Source organism: Yersinia sp. LJYL362, from assembly GCF_048323875.1.
Map to the genome: position 1 here is coordinate 1 of NZ_JBLWEX010000226.1, position 18,457 is coordinate 18,457.

Sequence of the window (18,457 nt, forward strand, 5' to 3'; positions counted from 1 at the left end):
CGGATGTATTCAAATGCCATTTGCTTAGCAGTATCAATAGGTTTCATTTAAGTCCCTTCTTGGTTGTGTGAGAACTCCCAAGATACCACCGCCGCCTGAGGTGGAGAAGTAACCAGGCTCACAATCGTATGAGCATTTGTTAAGTGCTCAGCCGATTGTGATTTGCCAAAGAGCTAGCCTGTGCAATTGCAGCAGCCGGAAATAAGCGCCGGAAATCACATCCTTGTTCCATTGCTGTGCTGTGTCTTTAGCGGCTGCGCCTGCCAACACCAGATTAGGCCAGCCGCCCTTTTCACACAGAGAAGTGCTCCGGACGGGTTATCCCTTTAAACCTGTACAGTATAAAGCCCCCGGATCGGAGTGCTTCTCTGTGTGTGGAGTAAACAAACGCAGTGCGAACTGCATTACTGAGGGTCACCCCGATGAGTGAAGAAAGAAAAACCGTGGTACCGGAGTTTCTTGGAGAGTTAGATGCCGGTATTTTCGAAAACAAAATATCTGCCGCTTTAAATGCAGCCGCGTTAGGTGTTTTGAATAACGGTGGTAAAGGTAAAGTCACCATTGAATTTGATTTATCTCGCATGAGTAATTCAATGGAAGAAAAGCGTGTAATGATCGCCCATAAATTGAAATTCACCACCCCAACACCGCGCGGTAAATCCTCCGAAGAAGATACCTTTATGCTCAATCAGTTTGTTTTTCATGATCCGAAAACGAATGAGGCTTGGGCCGGTGCTGATGCGATCAGAAAAAAAGCGTGGGTGCCAACTTTGAAAAAGGCTGGTGTCCGGTACCGAAATCCCTATCAGACCAGACATACGTTTGCCACGATGCATATTAGCCAGGGCGCAAACCTCTTCTGGCTAGCAGGACAGATGGGCCACAAGGGGCCAGAGATGTTATTCCGACATTATGGTTCTTTCCTGAAGGAATACAGTGGAATGACAGAGGAAGTACACCAAAAGAGCCGCACAGGATACGCGCCAGAAAAATAATAAAAATAAGCATTCTCTAACAATAAGTTAGGAGATTACGGACGCGGGTTCAAATCCCCCCAGCGCTATTTTTCTTTCCAGTACTAAAGATTTGAGTTTGCCTGCCGATATTCACCTAACGCTTTGAGGATCATTATGCATATTTCAGTGATTTTAAGATGTGAGAACAAATTCAATGGTCTGAAAATTTTCATACTCTGAAGCGATTATAAATTGAGTCTTATGCTGCGAGAGTGACAAGCGGCACCGAATTTTTAAAAATTTATTACAGTAATAGTGTCGATGGACAGCACACTTTATCCACGCTGCTCCATTCGCTAATTTAAGGATAAAACGATGGCGAATAAGTTTAAGCGTAGTGCAACCTGTCTTCTTGTTTCTCTGAGCCTTCTTCTTAGTGGCTGTGCCAATACAGGCAGCTCTCTCTTATCTGGCACCAAACCTGATCCGCGCTTAACCAGTGACGAACAATCCAAGTTCTTTAGCAGCTCAGCAGCCCAAGGTTGTGGCGTTGGTGCGCTAGCGGGCGCAGGTCTTGGTGCACTGGCTGGTGCATTGGCTGGAGATGGCAAGAAGGTCTTGGTCGGAGCCGCAGCGGGTGGCGCTGCCGGATGTGCTGCTGGTATGGCTGCGAACTACTATCTGGACAATCTGAAAAAAGATTACGCCACCACCGCAGATCGCCTACAGGCAATGGATAAAGACATCAGCAAAGATACCGCTGACTTAGCGAAAACAACCGCCGCCATGAAAGAGGTTATCAGTGATAACCATGCCACACTGACCAGAATTAGCTTGCAGAAAGACAATGCTGGCTTTGATAAAGCCAGTGCCAATAAAGAACTGGCGCAGGTTGATGCCAACATCAAAGTCATGAAAGACAAAATCAAGGTTATGAAAGAAAAAAGTGCTGCTTATAAAGTAGCGCTACAGGAACAAAAAGCGACCAGTACAGATGAGAAAAACCAACTGAAAACGCTGAACACCGAATATAGCCAACTTAATAGTCAGATTAGCGCTCTGGAATCAGAAGCTAATGGTTTATACAGCCAACGCCAAGCTATTTCATTGGGCTGATAATTATGGGCCGATATTATTATCGGCCTGTTTATACCTATTGCTGTACCCAACATTTTATTCAGCATTCTCAATTCATGGGTCCCTTCATGAGAAAATACGTACTACTCGCTTCGTTGTTACTTACCGGATGCGCCACATCTCCCCAGGACTGCGATTTACATGCTCAGGATCCGAGTTTTATTACCAAGCTGAGCTGCACAACATCTGGTGGATATAGACAAAAAGTTGACGCGCAGGAACGCCAGGTACTGCAAAGCCAACGGGACAATAAAATTGCACAACAAGACCTTGCTGATACCCAAAAAAGGGAGCAAGCCTCAAGCCAGAAGCTGGCAGATGAACAAGCCAGGTTAACAGCGGCGCAATCTGAACTGGCACAGACACTTAAAAAACTCCAGTCAAGCAAAGTGAATAACAAGCAGCGCCAGCAAGAAATTAAGCAACTACAGGAGTTGCAACACCAATCTCAGAAAGCCAATAGCGCCAATGAAATTGCCGCTATTGAGAAGAAAATTGCTGAAGCCCAAAAAAGAGTCGCAATACTTGAGCAAGCTAACGCGCTTAATTAAAAGCGCCGTTGGCGTGGCCGCCTTTATGGCTGCCACTTTGCTGATCAGTGTCTGATGCTAATGACAACAACAATGAATCTGGGCTATGCAACGACTAACAAGATCAGCGCCAATTGATAATTCTACCCTCGCCGCCTATGAGGAAACGGTCGCTATTATCCACCGTCATCTTCCCCCTTCTCTTGCGCTACTTTATGCGACCGCACGTCGTAGCGCCGAAGGTAATCTGGAGTGGTGGACAGAGCGGCAAGGGCTGGCAACTCCGCAGTCAGCACTGAGCGACACTGAACAACTCAAGATCCAGAGCAAACGCCAGCTGTATCAGGATACTGTTGCTGGCTTGATTGAACAGCTTAAAGCTCGTGGGGATGCGAAATCAGCTCAGGCGTTGCAAACGCTGCTCACCCATTCACAGGAACTGACCTGTTATAGCGTCGGTGGTGAACCCGTATTAATCAACTGGGCCATACCGGTACAAGAATCCCCTGCTACGGTGGCAGTGGCGCCCTGGCAGCGGCGATTCCTGCCGTGGCTACTGTTGTTATTATTGCTCTTGCTGGCACTCGCCTGGTGGTGGTTTACCTGCCATAACCGCCCTGTTGCTGTCCTTCCTGTGCAGAGCGAAACGCCGTCAGCAATGACCAACACCTCGCCCAAAAACACCCAGTTAACGCAGGATAACCCGAGTATCAATCTCGAAAAAAGAAAGGACTTCGGGCGAATTAAGGTCAATCTGACCTGGCAACAGGGTCAACATAAAGAACCTGTGGATCTGGATATTGCCGCATTTGTTCGTTTCAAAAACGGCAAGAAAGGTGGGGTTGAGGCGCTCAGTAAACTTCTTGGCAACTACGACAAACTGCCATTTATGTTGTTGCAAAAAGATCTGCGTGGGGGCGACGACCAAGATGGCGAATGGCTCTTTATCAACGGTAGTCAATGGCAGGGAATTGATGAAGTGCTGATTTATAGCTTCATCTACGGTGGTACAGATAACTGGCAAGGTACCGATGCCACTATCACTATCTATGTCCCGGGCCAGCCGCCAATCAGCTCTATGTTGGTTAATGGAAGTGAACTCAATAATGTCGCGGCAATCGCACGATTAAAGAACGTTGATGGCGACCTCAAAGTTGAACGGCTCAACAGTTTCTACCGCGATCGGCAATCACTGGATAAGCATTATGGCTGGGGCTTTGAATGGACACCTGGTGCGAGCAAAAATTAGCCACATTTATATGACTAGCATTAATTAACAGCCCTACAAGGTTTAGACAATGCGAAATTCGATTCAGGGACCACTGTTACGTACCGGAAATAACTCTTCGTTTAAGGCGCTGGGTGAAACTGGCTATCCTGTGTTTAAGATGGCATTTCAGCTACGTGAAGCCATCTACCGCCTTGATGCCGGACGCGACCTGGCCCGACATCTTGCCGTTCCGCAAAATGACCAAGGTGGAGATCGGACCGATTGGTACAGCAGTTTTGCCGGTGATGTCATCCCATGGGGCGGTGCAACTGAAAGCGAACGTGCCTCCGCACGTCAGCAATTCGACGAATTCCAGATAGCGGTACAAGCATTAAGCGAGCAGATGCTTAATGCAGAAAAAAGTGGCGCCGGCGGCGATCGCCAGGTGTTTGCGCAGTTATTAAAATCAGTTGTCCACTTCCCCGATGATGAATTTCTTTATCTGGTTAACGGGGTGCTGGTGATAACTTTCTGGGGCTTTCTTCACCCAACCGGCGAGCAGCGCAACCCCATGCACTGGCTGCAAGCCTCCTCAGTGCCGGTGCAAACTCCCATTGCCCCATTAGCTCAGCCGATGGCGCAACTGGCATCCCCCACAATCCACACAACCGAGAGCGTTACGCGCACCCGGCGTTGGAGCTGGCGCTGGTTACTCTGGTTACTCTTCGCCCTGCTTTTTCTTGCCCTGCTACTGGGATTGCTGCGTGGTTGCGTTCCGTCTCTTTCACTTCCTGGTCTACCGGGATTCTCTGGTGAGAAAAACCTCAGACAGCCAGCCAGCGATACCCAAAATAACCAAGTCTTAGACGGAAATCCTCTTGTAAGCCCCAGCGTAAATGTTCCGATGACAGCCGGTGAAACGAACGCAGCCACCAGTGTACCGGTAGAAAGTTCAGCTGATACAAATCAGACTCTGGATAGCGCACACGCACATGCGGCGGGTGATTCTGCGACGGCTAACGCTCCCACCCTAGAGGCAACAGATACTGCCAGCAAGACGCAGGAGCCGGTAAGCAATAGCGAAGTCCCAGGTAGCGAACCTGCGGCTGATGCTGTTCCTCCCGCCACTCCTGAGATGCAAGACAAAGAGTCTCAAAAACCTGCAGTTGTCCCTCATACCATGCCGCCAGTTATCCCCACTCAGGGCGAACCGCTAACGCTTCCCACCGCTTTGCCTGATGGCCCAGCTCAGTTTCTTAACGGACAATGGCGGGTCAATGGCGGTATTCAGGACAAATTCACTGGCCGCCCGTTGCAGTTGCAATACAACTTTGACCAAGGCAATGGCACGGTCAGCGTACGTCAGTCCAATGGCGTAACCTGCACCGGCGCAGCCAGAGGAAGTGTACAACAAGGTGCACTCAACATTACGAATCCCGAACAAATGAAATGTAGCGATGGCTCAAACTTTATTGGCCCCCAAATAGAGTGCAAGTCGCCTGCGTCTGGTCACGCCGATTGTGTCGGCAACAATGATGGGGATAAAACTTTTCCCATTCGTATGCTTCAACCCAATACTTAAACAGGGACGAATTACATTATGTTGCCTGAGATTGTTTCTTTTGATCGTCAGATCACCTTGGTCGGTGACTCCGGAATTCAGTTTATGGATTTTGGCTTAAACCTCAAACGCCAACCTGCGGGTGAATTTGTCAAACTCGCGAACGGCGTGCTCACTCGTCTGATTTACAACGAGCAGCGTGATTACTATTTCTATCAGCCGACGCCTGACAATATTGAGAAAGCCAAAAGCCAATACGACGTTCCTACCGAGCAGAGTCTTAAATTACTGGACAGTGCCTGGCTGCCTCTCCCCCTATTTCGTTTTAGCCTGCCGAATATTTACCAGGAAGGGCCACTGAACTGGGCTCGTTTTCGGATAGTGAAACTGCCTGAACCCGATATAGATGGCCATAGCCACCGTATGACGCTGGCTATCGATACCCGAATCATGGCAAAACAGCAATCGGCAGCCGACCTCAGTCCTAATCATGAGGATGTGAATGCAGGAGCTACCTTTGCAGTGGCAACCGCCACCTATGCACTCAACTGGTATTTGACCCAGGACTGGGTAAAAGACTGGCTGATCGAAGTATTTAAAGAAGCCAGCAAAGGCCGGGACATCGATGAGCGCGAAGATGAGATAGCCCAACAATATCCACTGGCGCACTATCTCAATTTGCTGTCGTTAATGGCTATTCCGCTGGAAGGTCTACAAACCCAGACTGAGCCATCGGTTGAACTGCCACAATTTAAGGTGATCGCCAATCGGGAAGTTAACGCCATTAAACCTATCCCGGTCGATCTGATCCTTGATGTCGGTAACTCTCGTACCTGTGGCATTTTAATTGAAGATCACGGGCAGTCAGGATCCGGCTTAATGCACAATTATGTGCTGAAACTGCGCGATCTTAGTGCTCCTGAACATATCTATACCGATCCCTTTGAAAGTAAGGTTGAGTTCTCGCAGGCATTTTTTGGCAAAGACCACTGCTCGGTGCGCAGCGGCCGCCACGACGCGTTCCAGTGGCCGACGATAGCCCGCATTGGTAGGGAAGCTAGCCGTTTAGCTTCACGCCGTCGGGGAAGTGAAGGCTCTACCGGGCTATCCAGTCCAAAACGCTACCTGTGGGATGAGAAATTTTATGGTCAGGGCTGGCGCTTCAACGGCAGCTATGTACAGGATACCAACCCCCTCGCCACTGCCGCCCCCTTTGCCAATTTAATTGATGAAAAAGGCGAGGCACTGCACACCATTGAAGACGAGATGGATCGTATTCCAGTCTTCACGCCACGCTACTCACGCAGTTCGCTGATGACCTTTATGTTGTCGGAGGTATTGACCCAAGCCATCAGTCAGATCAATAGCCCGGAACAGCGCATTCGTGAAGGACATGCCGGTCTCCCTCGTCAACTTCGGCATATTATTCTGACGGTTCCACCGGGTCTGCCGATGGCAGAACGCTGTATTCTTGATGAAAGAATGCGTCAGGCCGTTGGTTTAGTGTGGAAATCTCTGCGCTGGCATACTGGCGAGAATGATCCTTATGCCGATGGAAACGAAGAGCACAACAAAGGGAATCTCAAGATCCCACTGCCTAAAATTCGCGTGGAATGGGACGAAGCCTCCTGTGCTCAACTGGTGTATCTCTATACCGAGATCAACCAGAACTTCGCCGGTCACCCTGAGGTGTTTTTCGATACCTTGGGTCGCCCGGATCGTAAAGAGCGGGAAACCATCACCATTGCGTCAATTGATATCGGCGGTGGCACAACGGATCTGGTCATCACCGACTATCGACTGGATCGTAATGGGGTGTCCGGCGGTGGCGCTAATGTGCATATCATTCCCCACCAGCGCTTTCGTGACAGCTTCAAAATCGCAGGCGATGACATTCTGCTCGATGTGATTCAGTCCTACGTTCTTCCTGCTTTCGAGTTATCACTACGTGAAGCGGGTGTGCATACAGTCGAAACGCTGATGTCCCAGTTGTGTGGTTCACAAAATATCAGTGCCGCCGAAGCAGTACTGCGTCAGCAACTGAGCTTACAGCTATTTGTGCCACTAGCTCTGCACATATTGACCCGCTATGAGCAATATGATCCGCAGAATGATCAGACCCATCTACTGATCAATCAGCGGGTTAGTGAGTTACTGCCTGTTGACAGTATCAGTGATGAGGTTGAGGGCTTTGTACGCAGGGAAGTACAAAAGGCGGGTGGCCCTAATGACTTCAAACTGACTGACATCAACCTCAATCTTACGCTTGCAAAGATGCACAATGATTTATGCTCAGGTAAGTTCAACATCGATAAAGTTCTTACCGCACTGTGCGAAGTTTTATCCTGTTATCACTGCGATCTACTGCTGCTTACCGGTCGTCCGTCGCAACTGCCGGGGATTCAGGCTATTGTCCGTCGCAACCTGCCATTACCTCCGGGGCGCATTTTATCACTGCATGGCTACCAGACAGGGACCTGGTATCCGTTCCATAAAAACGGCCATATTGACGATCCAAAGAGCACCGCATCAGTGGGCGCAATGCTGTCGCAGTTGTGTGCTAACCACAGTATTCCCAACTTCCATTTCCGAATCTCGGCGCTGAAACCTTATTCAACTATTCGCCATATCGGCATCATCGATATGGATAACCTGATCCACGATGCCGATGTTATCTATCGTCACATCGAATCAGAAGACGGGCAGATTAAATTGCCATTGGTAATGGAGCAAGAGGGAGAGGCAACAACGCAAAGCATCGTCATGCGTGGCGACCTGCGCTTAGGTTATCGCCAGTTAGATGCAGAGCGCTGGCCCGCAGCCCCCCTGTACACCCTACGTTTTAGCGAGTCAGGGCGTGAAAAATTCTCAAAGGCGACCTCCACAGACAGCGGCTCTCCATACCTCAAAGTCAGGCTGACAATTGATAAAGGAGATAAAGGAAAAGCCGCCAAAAAACTAGGGCTAATCAGCGATCGTCTAACCATCGCCCATGTGAGCAGCAATACCGATAAATCTTTCAGCAAGAATGATTTAGAGCTGGAACTTAATACCATGCCCGATACGGGACTCATTGACAGTCGACACTGGCTCGATAGCGGGAGTGTGAAAAAATAATGAACAACGATCAAAATACTCTGCAACAAGGTTGGGCTGCCATCGCTCAGGGGTGCCAGGATGCACTGGGTTGGGTTAATAGCGTGCGAACCAGCTCTCGCCGCCTGGACAACGAAGCAGACAATCTCAACCTAAGTTTGCTGCGCACGCGCAATTTGGCCAATAGCCTCACTCAAGTCTCCACCACCCCGATGACGGTGGGTTTCTTCGGTATCTCGCAGGCGGGTAAGTCCTATCTTATCTCCGCATTAGCGGCGGGTAGCAATGGCGAGTTGGAAGCGCGCTATGGCACCCAGGTGGTTGATTTTATTAAAGAGGTCAATCCAGTCGGCGGGGGTAAAGAGGCGACCGGCTTGGTCACTCGTTTTACCCGACACGCGCCCGATGCCCCGGCGGGTTACCCGATCCCTTTACGCCTGTTTAGTGAAATTGATCTGGCAAAAATCCTCGCCAACACTTGGTTTAACGATTTCAACCACGAGCACCTGAATTATAAAATTGACGAGAACCGTATTGAAGAGCGCCTGCGTCCTTTCCTGCAACGTGCAGGTCAGGCGAGTGCCAATAATGGCGTCAGCAGTGAGGACGTGGTGGCGCTGTGGGATTATCTCAACGCGTCATTCAAAAAATCAGTCGAGAAGCTGGAGCACGCCTGGTGGCCGCAAGTGCTTAAAATCGCCCCCGCGCTCAACTCACACGAACGTGCCGACCTCTTCTCCCTGCTGTGGGGTGAGCAACCTGAGCTAACCGAAACCTATCGTTCACTGGCAAATGTGCTCGCGAAACTGAACCACGCCCAAATGGTGTTTGCCCCCTTAGAAACACTTATCGATCACAGCAGCGGCAGCATTATGAATGTCGACAGCCTGAATCGTCTCGGTTCGAATCAGGATCGCACCGTCGAAATACGCTTCTGGAAAGAGAATCAGCAAACAGGTAGCGCCACTTTGTCGCAAGCTGAGCTGGCGGCGTTGACCTCTGAGCTTATTTTCCCGCTGGCAGAAGTCACCAATAATAGTGTGATGGAGCAGGTCGACTTACTCGACTTCCCCGGCTATCGCGGGCGGCTCAAGCTCCTCGCCCTGAAAGATGCGGCTCAAGATGGTCAGAATCCGGTATCGCAACTGTTGCTACGCGGCAAAGTCGCTTACCTTTTTGAGCGCTACACCGATAACCAAGAGATGAATGCCCTGGTGGTGTGCGCCAGCTCGTTTAAACAGAGCGATGTTTCTGATGTTGGCCCTGTACTCACGCGCTGGGTGGAGAAGACGCAAGGCAAAACCGCAGAGGAGCGCGAGAAAAGCAAAGCAGGCTTGTTCTGGGCCATTACCATGTGTGATATGCGCATCGCTGACAATCTGAAAAAAACCGAAAGTCAGTTAAAAGAGGCTTGGGAAGGCATGCTGCATATGACTCTGCTGGAACGTTTTGCCCAGTACGACTGGTTAAAAGAGTGGTCACCAGGCAAACCATTTGATAACTGCTTCCTGGTTCGTAAACCGGGTATGGATAACCCCTTCCTGACCCTTGAAAATGTACCCGGTCAGGAGAGCCTTAAAGAAGTGGCTCTCGCTGAACGCTATCGTGATGTACTCGACACCATGGGCCGTGTCTTTATCACTGGCAATCACGTACGCCATCACATTGCCGAGCCGCAAGAAGCGTGGCTGGAGATGCTTAAGCTCAACGATGGGGGGATTTCCCGCCTGACTGGGGCTTTACGCGGTGTCGCCCATCTGGAGTTTAAATTGCAGCGTCTGCGTGAACAGTTACTGCAATGCCGACACGAAACCGGTGATCAACACCTTGGTCGTTGGCACGAACAAGACGGTGACGGCCAGATCGTTAAAAAACAAGCCATTGCCAAAGATCTGTGGCAAGGTTTGTCCGCCTACCCACATAGCTTGGGTGAGATGATCAGCTGTCTGGATCTGCCTTCCCAAAAGCTACACAATATCTATCTGAGTATTCGTAATCAGGATCAAGAGCCGCAAGCTGGCGCTGAACAGCGTCCGCAGAATGTCTTTGCTACCAATCCTTTTGGCAGTAACCCCTTTGCCAGCAATCCTTTCGGCAATACACCTGTTGGTGATCAGACCGTCGTTGTTGAATCCGCCCCCGCACCAGAACGCATAGGTCGGGATGACGAATTCGCCCATCAGGTATTCAAAGCCTGGGTGGCGCACTTGAGAGAATTGTCGCAGCAAATCACTCAATGGCAACAACTGGGAATGAACAGCGAGATGATCAATCTGTTGTGCGAAGAGCTGATCACTGCGGCCACGCGTCTGGATCTTGAGGGTAAATTGAAACACGCTCTGTCAGGACAGGAGCAGGCAGACACGCTCCGTAGTCAGTTGAAGGCCCGCCAGGTTCTGCGTGCTCAACTGACCATCCGCGACTTTATTGCCTGGTTTGGCTACCTCTCTTTGCCAGAAGAGCACATCCCCAATAGCTATGTGGGGGAGAAGCAGAAAGTCTTTGCCCGTCAGACCTCCCTTGCCAGTAATGAACTGCCACAGCTGGCCTCTGTCACCCCGCAGCCAGGTGTCGCCTATATGGGGGACTGGTTATCAGCATTAATGACAATCATCCTGGACAATGCGGGCCATAGTGCCACCCGCGACATCTCCTTTGAACATAACCGCCAACTTGGCCAAATCATCGGCCAAATGAAACAAGAGAACTTGTCATGCTAGCAAAAATCGTCCCCTGCCAACCATCTGAGCCGGGTACTGCGCAATTGATGATTCGCCTGCGTGGCGAACAGGCCGAGCTGTCAAACCTGACCTTTAGTCTTTGCAACAATGAGCAAAACTATCTGCAACCTGACAACAGCTGGAGCTCAGCTCCGCACTGGTTTACCATCGATGGCGGTTATCCGTTTAACAATGGTAGCGGTTTTCGTATTGGCCCGACCATCCTCGACCCACTGTTGGAGAGAGCAAGCCAGGTACAAATTCAGGTCCAACTGACATCGGGTGAAACCCGCAGTACGACACTACAACTGGTACGCGATGAGTTGTTCTCATCCGATGCTCGTGGACAAACTGGCAACTACAGCGGTAGTACCCTATTGACCACACCAACTCCAGCACCAGAGTCTGTTCCGGTAGCAGAACCTGAGCCAACACCAGCAGAACCGATCCCGGCACCTGCACCACCTCAGCCCAAACGCAGCAGTTCCCTTATTCCGATGATCGCTACCGGATTGCTGGTGCTGCTGATTGCCGCCGGAGCGCTATGGTGGTTTATGGATCGGGACAGTAATACTACTCAGCCCGCTGCTGTGGACAAACAACCGGAAACTCCGGCAATTACAGCTGCACCAGAAGCCAAATCCAATGTCAGCGAGTGTTCGCCTACTAATATGGTAAGCCAGAGTGAGCTGGATTTTGTGCAGAACTGCGTGCAACAGAAGCTCGACAGTGACAAGTTGCTGACCATTATTCAGGCGGCTAAAGATGCCAATAAATGCGGTGTGGCCCAGCGCCTGTATGCCAACCGTGCTCAGGGAGGCGATATTAAGGTCGCTCTCGCTTATGCCGGTGAATACGATCCGCAGGGTCATAAGCCAAACGAGTGTTTCAAAACCGCAGATCCAGATACTGCTGTTTACTGGTATGAAACTGTACTGCAAACCGATCCGAGCAACCAAAAAGCGAAACAACGTCTTGAGGAGCTTAGAAAATGATGAAAACGCATTTTCTTCGACTGACCCTGCCTTTATGTGGCCTGCTTTTCGCAAGTCAGGTATTTGCAGTTGAGGGCGAAAAACCACTGTTGCAAGAAGGAAAGAAAACCTTATTTCAAAGGGTTTTGACCACACCGGGCTGCAAACTGGGCACAGCGGCTGGCGATGATAAAGGTGAATTACAACCAGCGTTTAGCAGCTTTTATGTTTATCAAAAAGCGGATGTGAATGGGCAAAGTTGGCTCAATATTGGGCCTGACAGCTATGGCAAAACCATTGGCTGGTTACCGCAGTCATGCACCGTTGACTGGAAAATGCAGCTAACCCTGGCCTTTACCAACCCTGCGAACCGTGACCGGCTGGTGTTTTTCAACGATAAAAAAAGCCTGGATGATATTCTCTCCGCTCCCGACCCTGTCTCGGTAGTTGCACCACTACGCGCCCATCTGAAACGCGACGGCAGTGCCGATGGCGTTCTGGCTCAGGAACCAGAATATTTTGTTGATCTGCAAAAGCAGTTCTACCTGCTGCCGATCCTCAGCGGTGAAGAGGTGATGACAGAAAGTGGATTCTACACCCGTTTACTCAACGTAGCCTCCGTTAGCAAGGCTGATCCCAACGCCAAACAGGGCGATGATATCAACCAGCTTAAAGGTTTTAATGCCACGGTAGTTTTCGTTATCGACTCAACCATTTCAATGGGCCCATACATCGAGCGAACGAAGGAAGCGGTCAACAAAATTTACGACAAAATTAAACAGGAACACCTGCAAGAACAGGTTAAGTTTGGTCTGGTTTCATTTCGCTCAAATACTAAAGCAGTGCCTGGTCTGGAATACACCTCGAAGGTCTTCGCCGACCCCAATCAGGTGAAAGATGGCGAGGATTTCCTGAAAAAAATCGCAGGCCTGAAAGAAGCCAAAGTATCCAGCTCTCTGTACGATGAAGATGCTTATGCCGGTGTACTGTCTGCTATCGATAATATTGACTGGAGTCCTTTCGGTGCACGTTACATCGTCTTAATCACCGACGCGGGTGCCATTGAGGGCAGCAACAAACTGTCAGCCACGGGTCTTGATGCCAAACAGTTGCGCCTCGAGGCAGGCAACAGAGGTATTGCTATTTATACCCTGCACCTGAAGACTGCATCAGGTAAAAACGACCATGCAAAGGCTGAAGGCCAGTACCGGGATCTCTCCAACTTTGACAGCACACAATCCAACCTTTACCAGTCCGTCGATGCCGGTGACCTGAAAACCTTTGGTCAGCAGGTTGATACACTGGCGAGCGCTATCACTGAGCAGGTCAAGTCTGCCTATATGGGTGATCCGGCAATCGGCAGTGCACTCTTTGCTAAAGATGATGGAAAAAAATCGACATCAGAGGAGAAATTGCTGGGAGATACCGCACTGATTGGTCATGCCATGCAACTGGCCTGGCTGGGTAAAAAGAATGATACCCAGGCACCGCTGGTATTTAAGGCCTGGATCAGCGACCGTGACCTTATCAAGCAAAACATCCCAACCACAGATGTTCGCGTACTGCTGACTAAGGGGCAACTGAGTGATCTGAGCGATGTGGTGAGTCAGATCCTACAAGCAGCTAACGAAGGCATGATCTCGCCGGATAAAATGTTTGAGCGCTTACGCACTGTCGCCGCCACCATGGGTGCCGATCCTAACCAGTTAAAGCAGCAAGGAAATGCCAAAATCAACGATCTCGGTGTGTTAGGAGAATATCTTGCTGATCTACCTTATCGCAGCGACGTCCTGAATCTTGATGAAGAGACATGGAAAAGCTGGGATGGCTTGTCGCAAGAGAAATTTATCCGCACCCTTTCGGCCAAGCTGCGCCATTACCAGAAATATAATGCCGATGTTGATCGCTGGGTTGAACTAGCCAAAGGCAGCGATCCCCGAGATCGCGTCTACCCGGTACCGCTGGAAATGATGCCCTGATGCTATACATAGACAATTTGTGTGTTGTACGTGGCCAGGGCGCTCAGGCTCATCATGTCTATCTGCCGCAGCTTACTCTGCGGCCTGGTCAGATAGTGGCCGTCACCGGTGAAAGCGGTTGTGGCAAAAGTACACTACTCGAAGCGATTGGCTTATTGCTGCGCCCTGCCAGCATCGGGCGTTTCGAGTTGTATGATGAAAAACCACTCGATGTTGCCACACTTCTCAATCACAATCAGCAAGCGAAACTGGCCGATATTCGCGCCCGCCATCTGGGATTTATACTGCAAAATGGTGGTCTGCTTCCCTTTCTGAACGTGCAGGACAACATACGGCTTCCGTGCCAGTTGCTTGACATAGTTCCGGATAAAGCCATGCTGAGCAGGGTCATTGATGCCCTGAAGCTTGGCCCACTACTAAGTAAGTACCCGGCGCAATTGTCATTCGGTGAAAGACAGAGAACCGCATTTGCTCGTGCCATTATGCACCGCCCTGGAGTGGTGCTGGCCGACGAACCCACTGCCGCACTTGATCCCTACAATGCACAGCAGCTATTTAGCCTGTTTATCGACCTGGTTGCTCAGGAAGGCATGATGGCGCTGGTTGTCTGTCATGACTGGCCGCTGGTGCAACGTTTCAATTTACCTTGTTTAGTTGCCCGTCTTGACTTAGGTGCATCTGACCTGCCTGAAGCACAAGCCAAGAGGGGTACCCACTTTGTCCTTTAATCGCCCCCTGTTGCTGAGCCGCCTGGCACTGCAAGATCTGTGGCACGATCGCATTATCTCTTTTTGTATTGTTTCCTCTCTGGTCGCGGTTATAGCCCCACTATTACTGCTGTTCGGTTTACGGTTTGGCATTATCAGCCAGTTGCAGGATGACTTGGCCAATGATCCCCGTAATTTGGAAATCAGAATGCTGAGTAGTGGCAGTTATGATCAAGGTTGGGTAGAACAGTTACGTCAGCGCCCTGACGTAGGCTTTGCAATTGGGCAGACACGTTCGCTCAATACCCTTGCTGACCTACAGGTGGACAGCAGCCATTTCATCGAAAATGCCGAAGTGATTCCAACCGATATCGGTGACCCACTGTTAGGTAAGCTTGAGATCCAGCATGAAAATGAGATCATCTTAACCCAAGAAGCCGCACGAAAACTTGCAGTCAACGTCGGTGATACCCTCACCCTGCGCGTGAGCCGTCAGCTTGAAGAGCGCCGGGAATGGGGGCGTAAAGATCTGACTGTTGTCGGCATATTACCGGCCACCTATTTCAACCGGGCGGCCATATTTACCCAGCCGACTCTGCTCCTGATGCTTGAGCATTTCAGAGACGGCTACGCTATCTCAGCCCTTGGTGTGACCAGCGGCCAGCCAATAAGTGCCAAACCACCGCTTTATGCCCGCGCCAGGCTGTATGCCAAAAGTATCGACTATGTTGCCAGCCTTGAGAGCGACCTACGGGCACAACGCATCGAAACCACCAGCCGACTGGCGGATATTGAAAATGTGAAAAGTATCAACCGAGTGCTGGGCGTTATTTTTAATACCATTGCAGCCACTGCACTTATTGGTTGTATTGCCTCTCTCATCGGTTCATTTATCGCCAACGTTGATCGCAAACGTAAACACATTGCCGTACTGCGTCTTCTGGGTTTCACCAGCACAGCGGTGGGGGGATACGTGATATTACAAGGCTGCTTGCTTAGTCTGCTGGCTTATGTCGGTGGCTACAGCATCTATCTTATCGCCAGTCAGATTTTTAACCGGGTGTTAGCCGGTAGTCAGGCGACCGACCAGATGCTTTGTAAAATCACCTTAGGGCATAGCTTCCTGGCAATGGCCATCACAGTTGTTGTGGCACTACTGGTTGCCAGTATTGGGGCTTATCGGGCCATTATTATTGAACCTGCGCAAAGCCTGCGCGAGGTGTGAGCCTGCCTCCTCATTTTTCAGTCAACTTATTGATTAGCGGAGATTGTTTGTGACCTTAACGCCTTCCTCACTGCCGTACTGGTTAGCTCTCGGCCTACTCGCCAATGTATCTTCTGCACTGGCGGAACCCTGGGCTGTGAATACCTGGAATCCCAAGCCGGATGACGAAGATATCGTCTTACCTATGCCCTGTGAAGGCTCAATGGTTTTCCGTCGGGTCGAGATCCCCATGGCGGAGCCTCTTGATGATATGCCCATTACGCTGGGTCAGGATGGTGGAGACTGGGGCGTCATCGAACATAGTTATCCTGCTTTTATTGCTGGAAGCTTCGCTGAGGCGAAAAAAGGTAAGGGACGTTATTACCTGATGGCTAAATACGAACTTACCACCTTGCAATATCAAGCATTGACGGAAGGCTCCTGCCCCACTCCTTCACGTAAGCTCAGTTTACCCGCTACCGGAATGAGCTGGTTCGCTGCGGTGACTGTCGCCGATAAATACAACCAGTGGCTGCGTACCAATGCCGCGGATAAGCTGCCGAAAGAAGATGGTAATCCTGGTTTTTTGCGCCTACCAACCGAAGTCGAATGGGAGTTTGCCGCACGTGGCGGTTTGAAAGTTAACAGCGCCGAATTCCGCGATCTGCGCTACCCCATGGATGACATTAAGAATTATGAATGGTTTTCAGGTGCGCAGTCTTCCAACGGCAAAGTACAGCTGATTGGACTGCTGAACCCTAACCCTCTTGGCCTGTATGACATGCTGGGTAATATTTCAGAAATGATGTTTACCCCGTTTTATCTCAATAAGTTAAACCGCTTACATGGTCAGGCCGGGGGCTACGTTGTTCGTGGCGGTAACATCCTCTCAGGCCCGACAGAAATTCGCAGCGCGGCGCGTAAAGAAGTGAACTACTACGACCAGGCCACCCCATTCACCAGTAAAACAACGGGCCTGCGTCTGGTGATGGTTGCGCCAACCATCACCTCAACCGATAAAGTTAAACAACTTGAAAAAAGCTGGGAAAACCTCGGTGCAGAACACCAGGCTAACAAAAAGAAAACCGATGAAACAAAAGATACGGCCAAAGCCCTGAGCAGCCTCGCTTCTCATGTCGACGATGGTGCCCTGAAACAAAAATTAAAAGAGTTAGAAAATCAGCTACGTGCCAGTAATCAAAAACAGCAGGAAGAGCGCGTTCAGTCTATCCGTGCCAGCCTAAACCTAGGCTCCTTCCTATGCACCAAGTTACAGGATGACGGCCGATTCCTCGATTTCTTAAATCATAATTACGAACTATTGTGTAAAGACAAAGACGCAAGCGATACAAATTGTGCCACCCGTAAAACCAAGCTGGGCGAGCAATCTGACAGACTCCAGCAACTGACCGGTTACTACGCCAGCAGTTTGGTCGATTCGGCAACCCTATATGGGCAAGATGGGCTTAAACGTGAAGTCTCAGTGTTCGAGCAAATGCTAACACTTAACAAACGACTCACGGGTCTTAAGCCTTTCCTGGCCGCACACTGGCAAAATCAGCAGAAATATTTGGAAAATGGCAAGATTGATACGGCAGTCTGGTTGGAAAGCTGCAAGCAAACCAACGCAATCCATTGACACTCACCCTATAACCAGGATCAGTAAAACAGTTTATGAAACGGACAGTGAAACTATTGCTGGCAAGTTTGTTTTTAGGGTTGGGCTGGCATTCGGCCAGCCTGGCCGAAGAACAGCGTTACATCAGTATTCGTAATACTGATAGCATATGGATCCAGGGGATGTGCTCACTGGTGTTCAGGCTGGATAATGGTGGTGCCGGAGAATTCGGTCATCTATCTGTCACAATACAGCTTAATGACAAGACCGGTCACCCTCTGAGCGAGGGCACACTGGATGTGCCTCCTTTTGGCGACAGTGATGCCACTCGTTCTGTTGAGACAGCAACGGAGTTCGAATGTGATGCGGTGGAGAAAGCCAGCACGATCAGCATCGTTGAGGCCAGCGAAATACATAGCAATAACACCTTGGTCAATTTGTCACTATCAACCTTTGATCCGCAGTATTATCAGCCACTGAAGATAAAGGTCAGTCAGCGAAAATAGCCCGTTCTTTAGAGGTGAGGGTAATAATAGCGGCTACTTATTACCCTTTTTTGATAATGAAATTAATAAGTTAATTGGCACTCGTACAAACTCGAATTTAACAGTCCAAATACGATCCCAAACGGTAACCACGATCGGTGATAGATTGCTTTAATGCTGACGACGTCAATACTTCCAACTCAGTAAGTCGTGGATAGCAGTAACCGCTGGTCATCAGAATTTTGTCTATAAAGGCAGGGTGGCACATCACCTCAATGGT

General features: G+C 50.0%; 12 protein-coding genes and 3 pseudogenes. 14 read left to right on the top strand and 1 reads right to left on the bottom strand.

Translation table 11 applies throughout. From position 1 onward, the window contains the following. Nucleotides 1-422: 422 nt before the first annotated feature. The 14 genes and pseudogenes from ACNSO8_RS12375 to ACNSO8_RS12440 form a co-directional block, all read left to right on the top strand. Nucleotides 423-677: pseudogene (locus tag ACNSO8_RS12375) on the top strand (hypothetical protein); the annotation flags it as partial. Then, nucleotides 672-995, top strand: a pseudogene (locus tag ACNSO8_RS12380) (integrase); the annotation flags it as partial. The pseudogenes ACNSO8_RS12375 and ACNSO8_RS12380, both read left to right, overlap by 6 nt. A 336-nt stretch (nt 996-1,331) precedes the next feature. Further along, on the top strand, nt 1,332-2,072 hold the full coding sequence (locus ACNSO8_RS12385) for a hypothetical protein (protein WP_019083821.1): 741 nt from the start codon (nt 1,332-1,334) through the stop codon (nt 2,070-2,072). 89 nt (nt 2,073-2,161) lie between these two features. Beyond that, nucleotides 2,162-2,644: a hypothetical protein gene (locus ACNSO8_RS12390; RefSeq protein WP_418394794.1), complete on the top strand. Its 483-nt coding sequence runs from the start codon at nt 2,162-2,164 to the stop codon at nt 2,642-2,644. 85 nt (nt 2,645-2,729) lie between these two features. Further along, nucleotides 2,730-3,872, top strand: a complete 1,143-nt coding sequence (locus tag ACNSO8_RS12395; protein WP_418394795.1) for a tellurite resistance domain protein — start codon at nt 2,730-2,732, stop codon at nt 3,870-3,872. A gap of 49 nt (nt 3,873-3,921) precedes the next feature. After that, nucleotides 3,922-5,415 carry an SrfA family protein gene (locus tag ACNSO8_RS12400; protein ID WP_172654888.1) on the top strand — a complete coding sequence of 498 codons (1,494 nt, stop codon included), beginning with the start codon at nt 3,922-3,924 and terminating at the stop codon, nt 5,413-5,415. 18 nt (nt 5,416-5,433) lie between these two features. Further along, nucleotides 5,434-8,511: a virulence factor SrfB gene (locus ACNSO8_RS12405; protein ID WP_050122175.1), complete on the top strand. Its 3,078-nt coding sequence runs from the start codon at nt 5,434-5,436 to the stop codon at nt 8,509-8,511. Beyond that, complete coding sequence (locus tag ACNSO8_RS12410) at nt 8,511-11,210, top strand: virulence factor SrfC family protein (protein ID WP_418394796.1); 2,700 nt, start codon at nt 8,511-8,513, stop codon at nt 11,208-11,210. Before ACNSO8_RS12405 ends, ACNSO8_RS12410 begins: the two co-directional genes overlap by 1 nt. Continuing rightward, nucleotides 11,204-12,205: a hypothetical protein gene (locus tag ACNSO8_RS12415; RefSeq protein WP_418394797.1), complete on the top strand. Its 1,002-nt coding sequence runs from the start codon at nt 11,204-11,206 to the stop codon at nt 12,203-12,205. The genes ACNSO8_RS12410 and ACNSO8_RS12415 overlap by 7 nt, the downstream gene beginning before the upstream one ends. Then, nucleotides 12,202-14,163: a vWA domain-containing protein gene (locus tag ACNSO8_RS12420; RefSeq protein ID WP_411918505.1), complete on the top strand. Its 1,962-nt coding sequence runs from the start codon at nt 12,202-12,204 to the stop codon at nt 14,161-14,163. The genes ACNSO8_RS12415 and ACNSO8_RS12420 overlap by 4 nt, the downstream gene beginning before the upstream one ends. Continuing rightward, the gene (locus ACNSO8_RS12425) at nt 14,163-14,891 is read left to right on the top strand and encodes an ABC transporter ATP-binding protein (RefSeq protein WP_172654890.1); all 729 of its coding nucleotides are present in this window, start codon (nt 14,163-14,165) and stop codon (nt 14,889-14,891) included. The genes ACNSO8_RS12420 and ACNSO8_RS12425 overlap by 1 nt, the downstream gene beginning before the upstream one ends. Continuing rightward, entirely contained in the window at nt 14,881-16,095 is a 1,215-nt protein-coding gene (locus ACNSO8_RS12430) for an ABC transporter permease (RefSeq protein ID WP_046050389.1), read from the top strand. The genes ACNSO8_RS12425 and ACNSO8_RS12430 overlap by 11 nt, the downstream gene beginning before the upstream one ends. A 49-nt stretch (nt 16,096-16,144) precedes the next feature. Then, nucleotides 16,145-17,713, top strand: a complete 1,569-nt coding sequence (locus tag ACNSO8_RS12435; RefSeq protein ID WP_172654891.1) for an SUMF1/EgtB/PvdO family nonheme iron enzyme — start codon at nt 16,145-16,147, stop codon at nt 17,711-17,713. A gap of 35 nt (nt 17,714-17,748) precedes the next feature. Beyond that, on the top strand, nt 17,749-18,198 hold the full coding sequence (locus tag ACNSO8_RS12440; RefSeq protein ID WP_050129734.1) for an IrmA family protein: 450 nt from the start codon (nt 17,749-17,751) through the stop codon (nt 18,196-18,198). 97 nt (nt 18,199-18,295) lie between these two features. On the opposite strand, the pseudogene ACNSO8_RS12445 reads toward ACNSO8_RS12440, so the two are convergent. After that, nucleotides 18,296-18,457 (bottom strand): annotated as a pseudogene (locus ACNSO8_RS12445) (chitooligosaccharide deacetylase); the annotation flags it as partial.

Coding starts and splice junctions, on each gene's coding strand:
- ACNSO8_RS12385 (WP_019083821.1), top strand. CDS start 1,332: ATGGCGAATAAGTTTAAGCGTAGTGCAACCTGTCTTCTTGTTTCTCTG.
- ACNSO8_RS12390 (WP_418394794.1), top strand. CDS start 2,162: ATGAGAAAATACGTACTACTCGCTTCGTTGTTACTTACCGGATGCGCC.
- ACNSO8_RS12395 (WP_418394795.1), top strand. CDS start 2,730: ATGCAACGACTAACAAGATCAGCGCCAATTGATAATTCTACCCTCGCC.
- ACNSO8_RS12400 (WP_172654888.1), top strand. CDS start 3,922: ATGCGAAATTCGATTCAGGGACCACTGTTACGTACCGGAAATAACTCT.
- ACNSO8_RS12405 (WP_050122175.1), top strand. CDS start 5,434: ATGTTGCCTGAGATTGTTTCTTTTGATCGTCAGATCACCTTGGTCGGT.
- ACNSO8_RS12410 (WP_418394796.1), top strand. CDS start 8,511: ATGAACAACGATCAAAATACTCTGCAACAAGGTTGGGCTGCCATCGCT.
- ACNSO8_RS12415 (WP_418394797.1), top strand. CDS start 11,204: ATGCTAGCAAAAATCGTCCCCTGCCAACCATCTGAGCCGGGTACTGCG.
- ACNSO8_RS12420 (WP_411918505.1), top strand. CDS start 12,202: ATGATGAAAACGCATTTTCTTCGACTGACCCTGCCTTTATGTGGCCTG.
- ACNSO8_RS12425 (WP_172654890.1), top strand. CDS start 14,163: ATGCTATACATAGACAATTTGTGTGTTGTACGTGGCCAGGGCGCTCAG.
- ACNSO8_RS12440 (WP_050129734.1), top strand. CDS start 17,749: ATGAAACGGACAGTGAAACTATTGCTGGCAAGTTTGTTTTTAGGGTTG.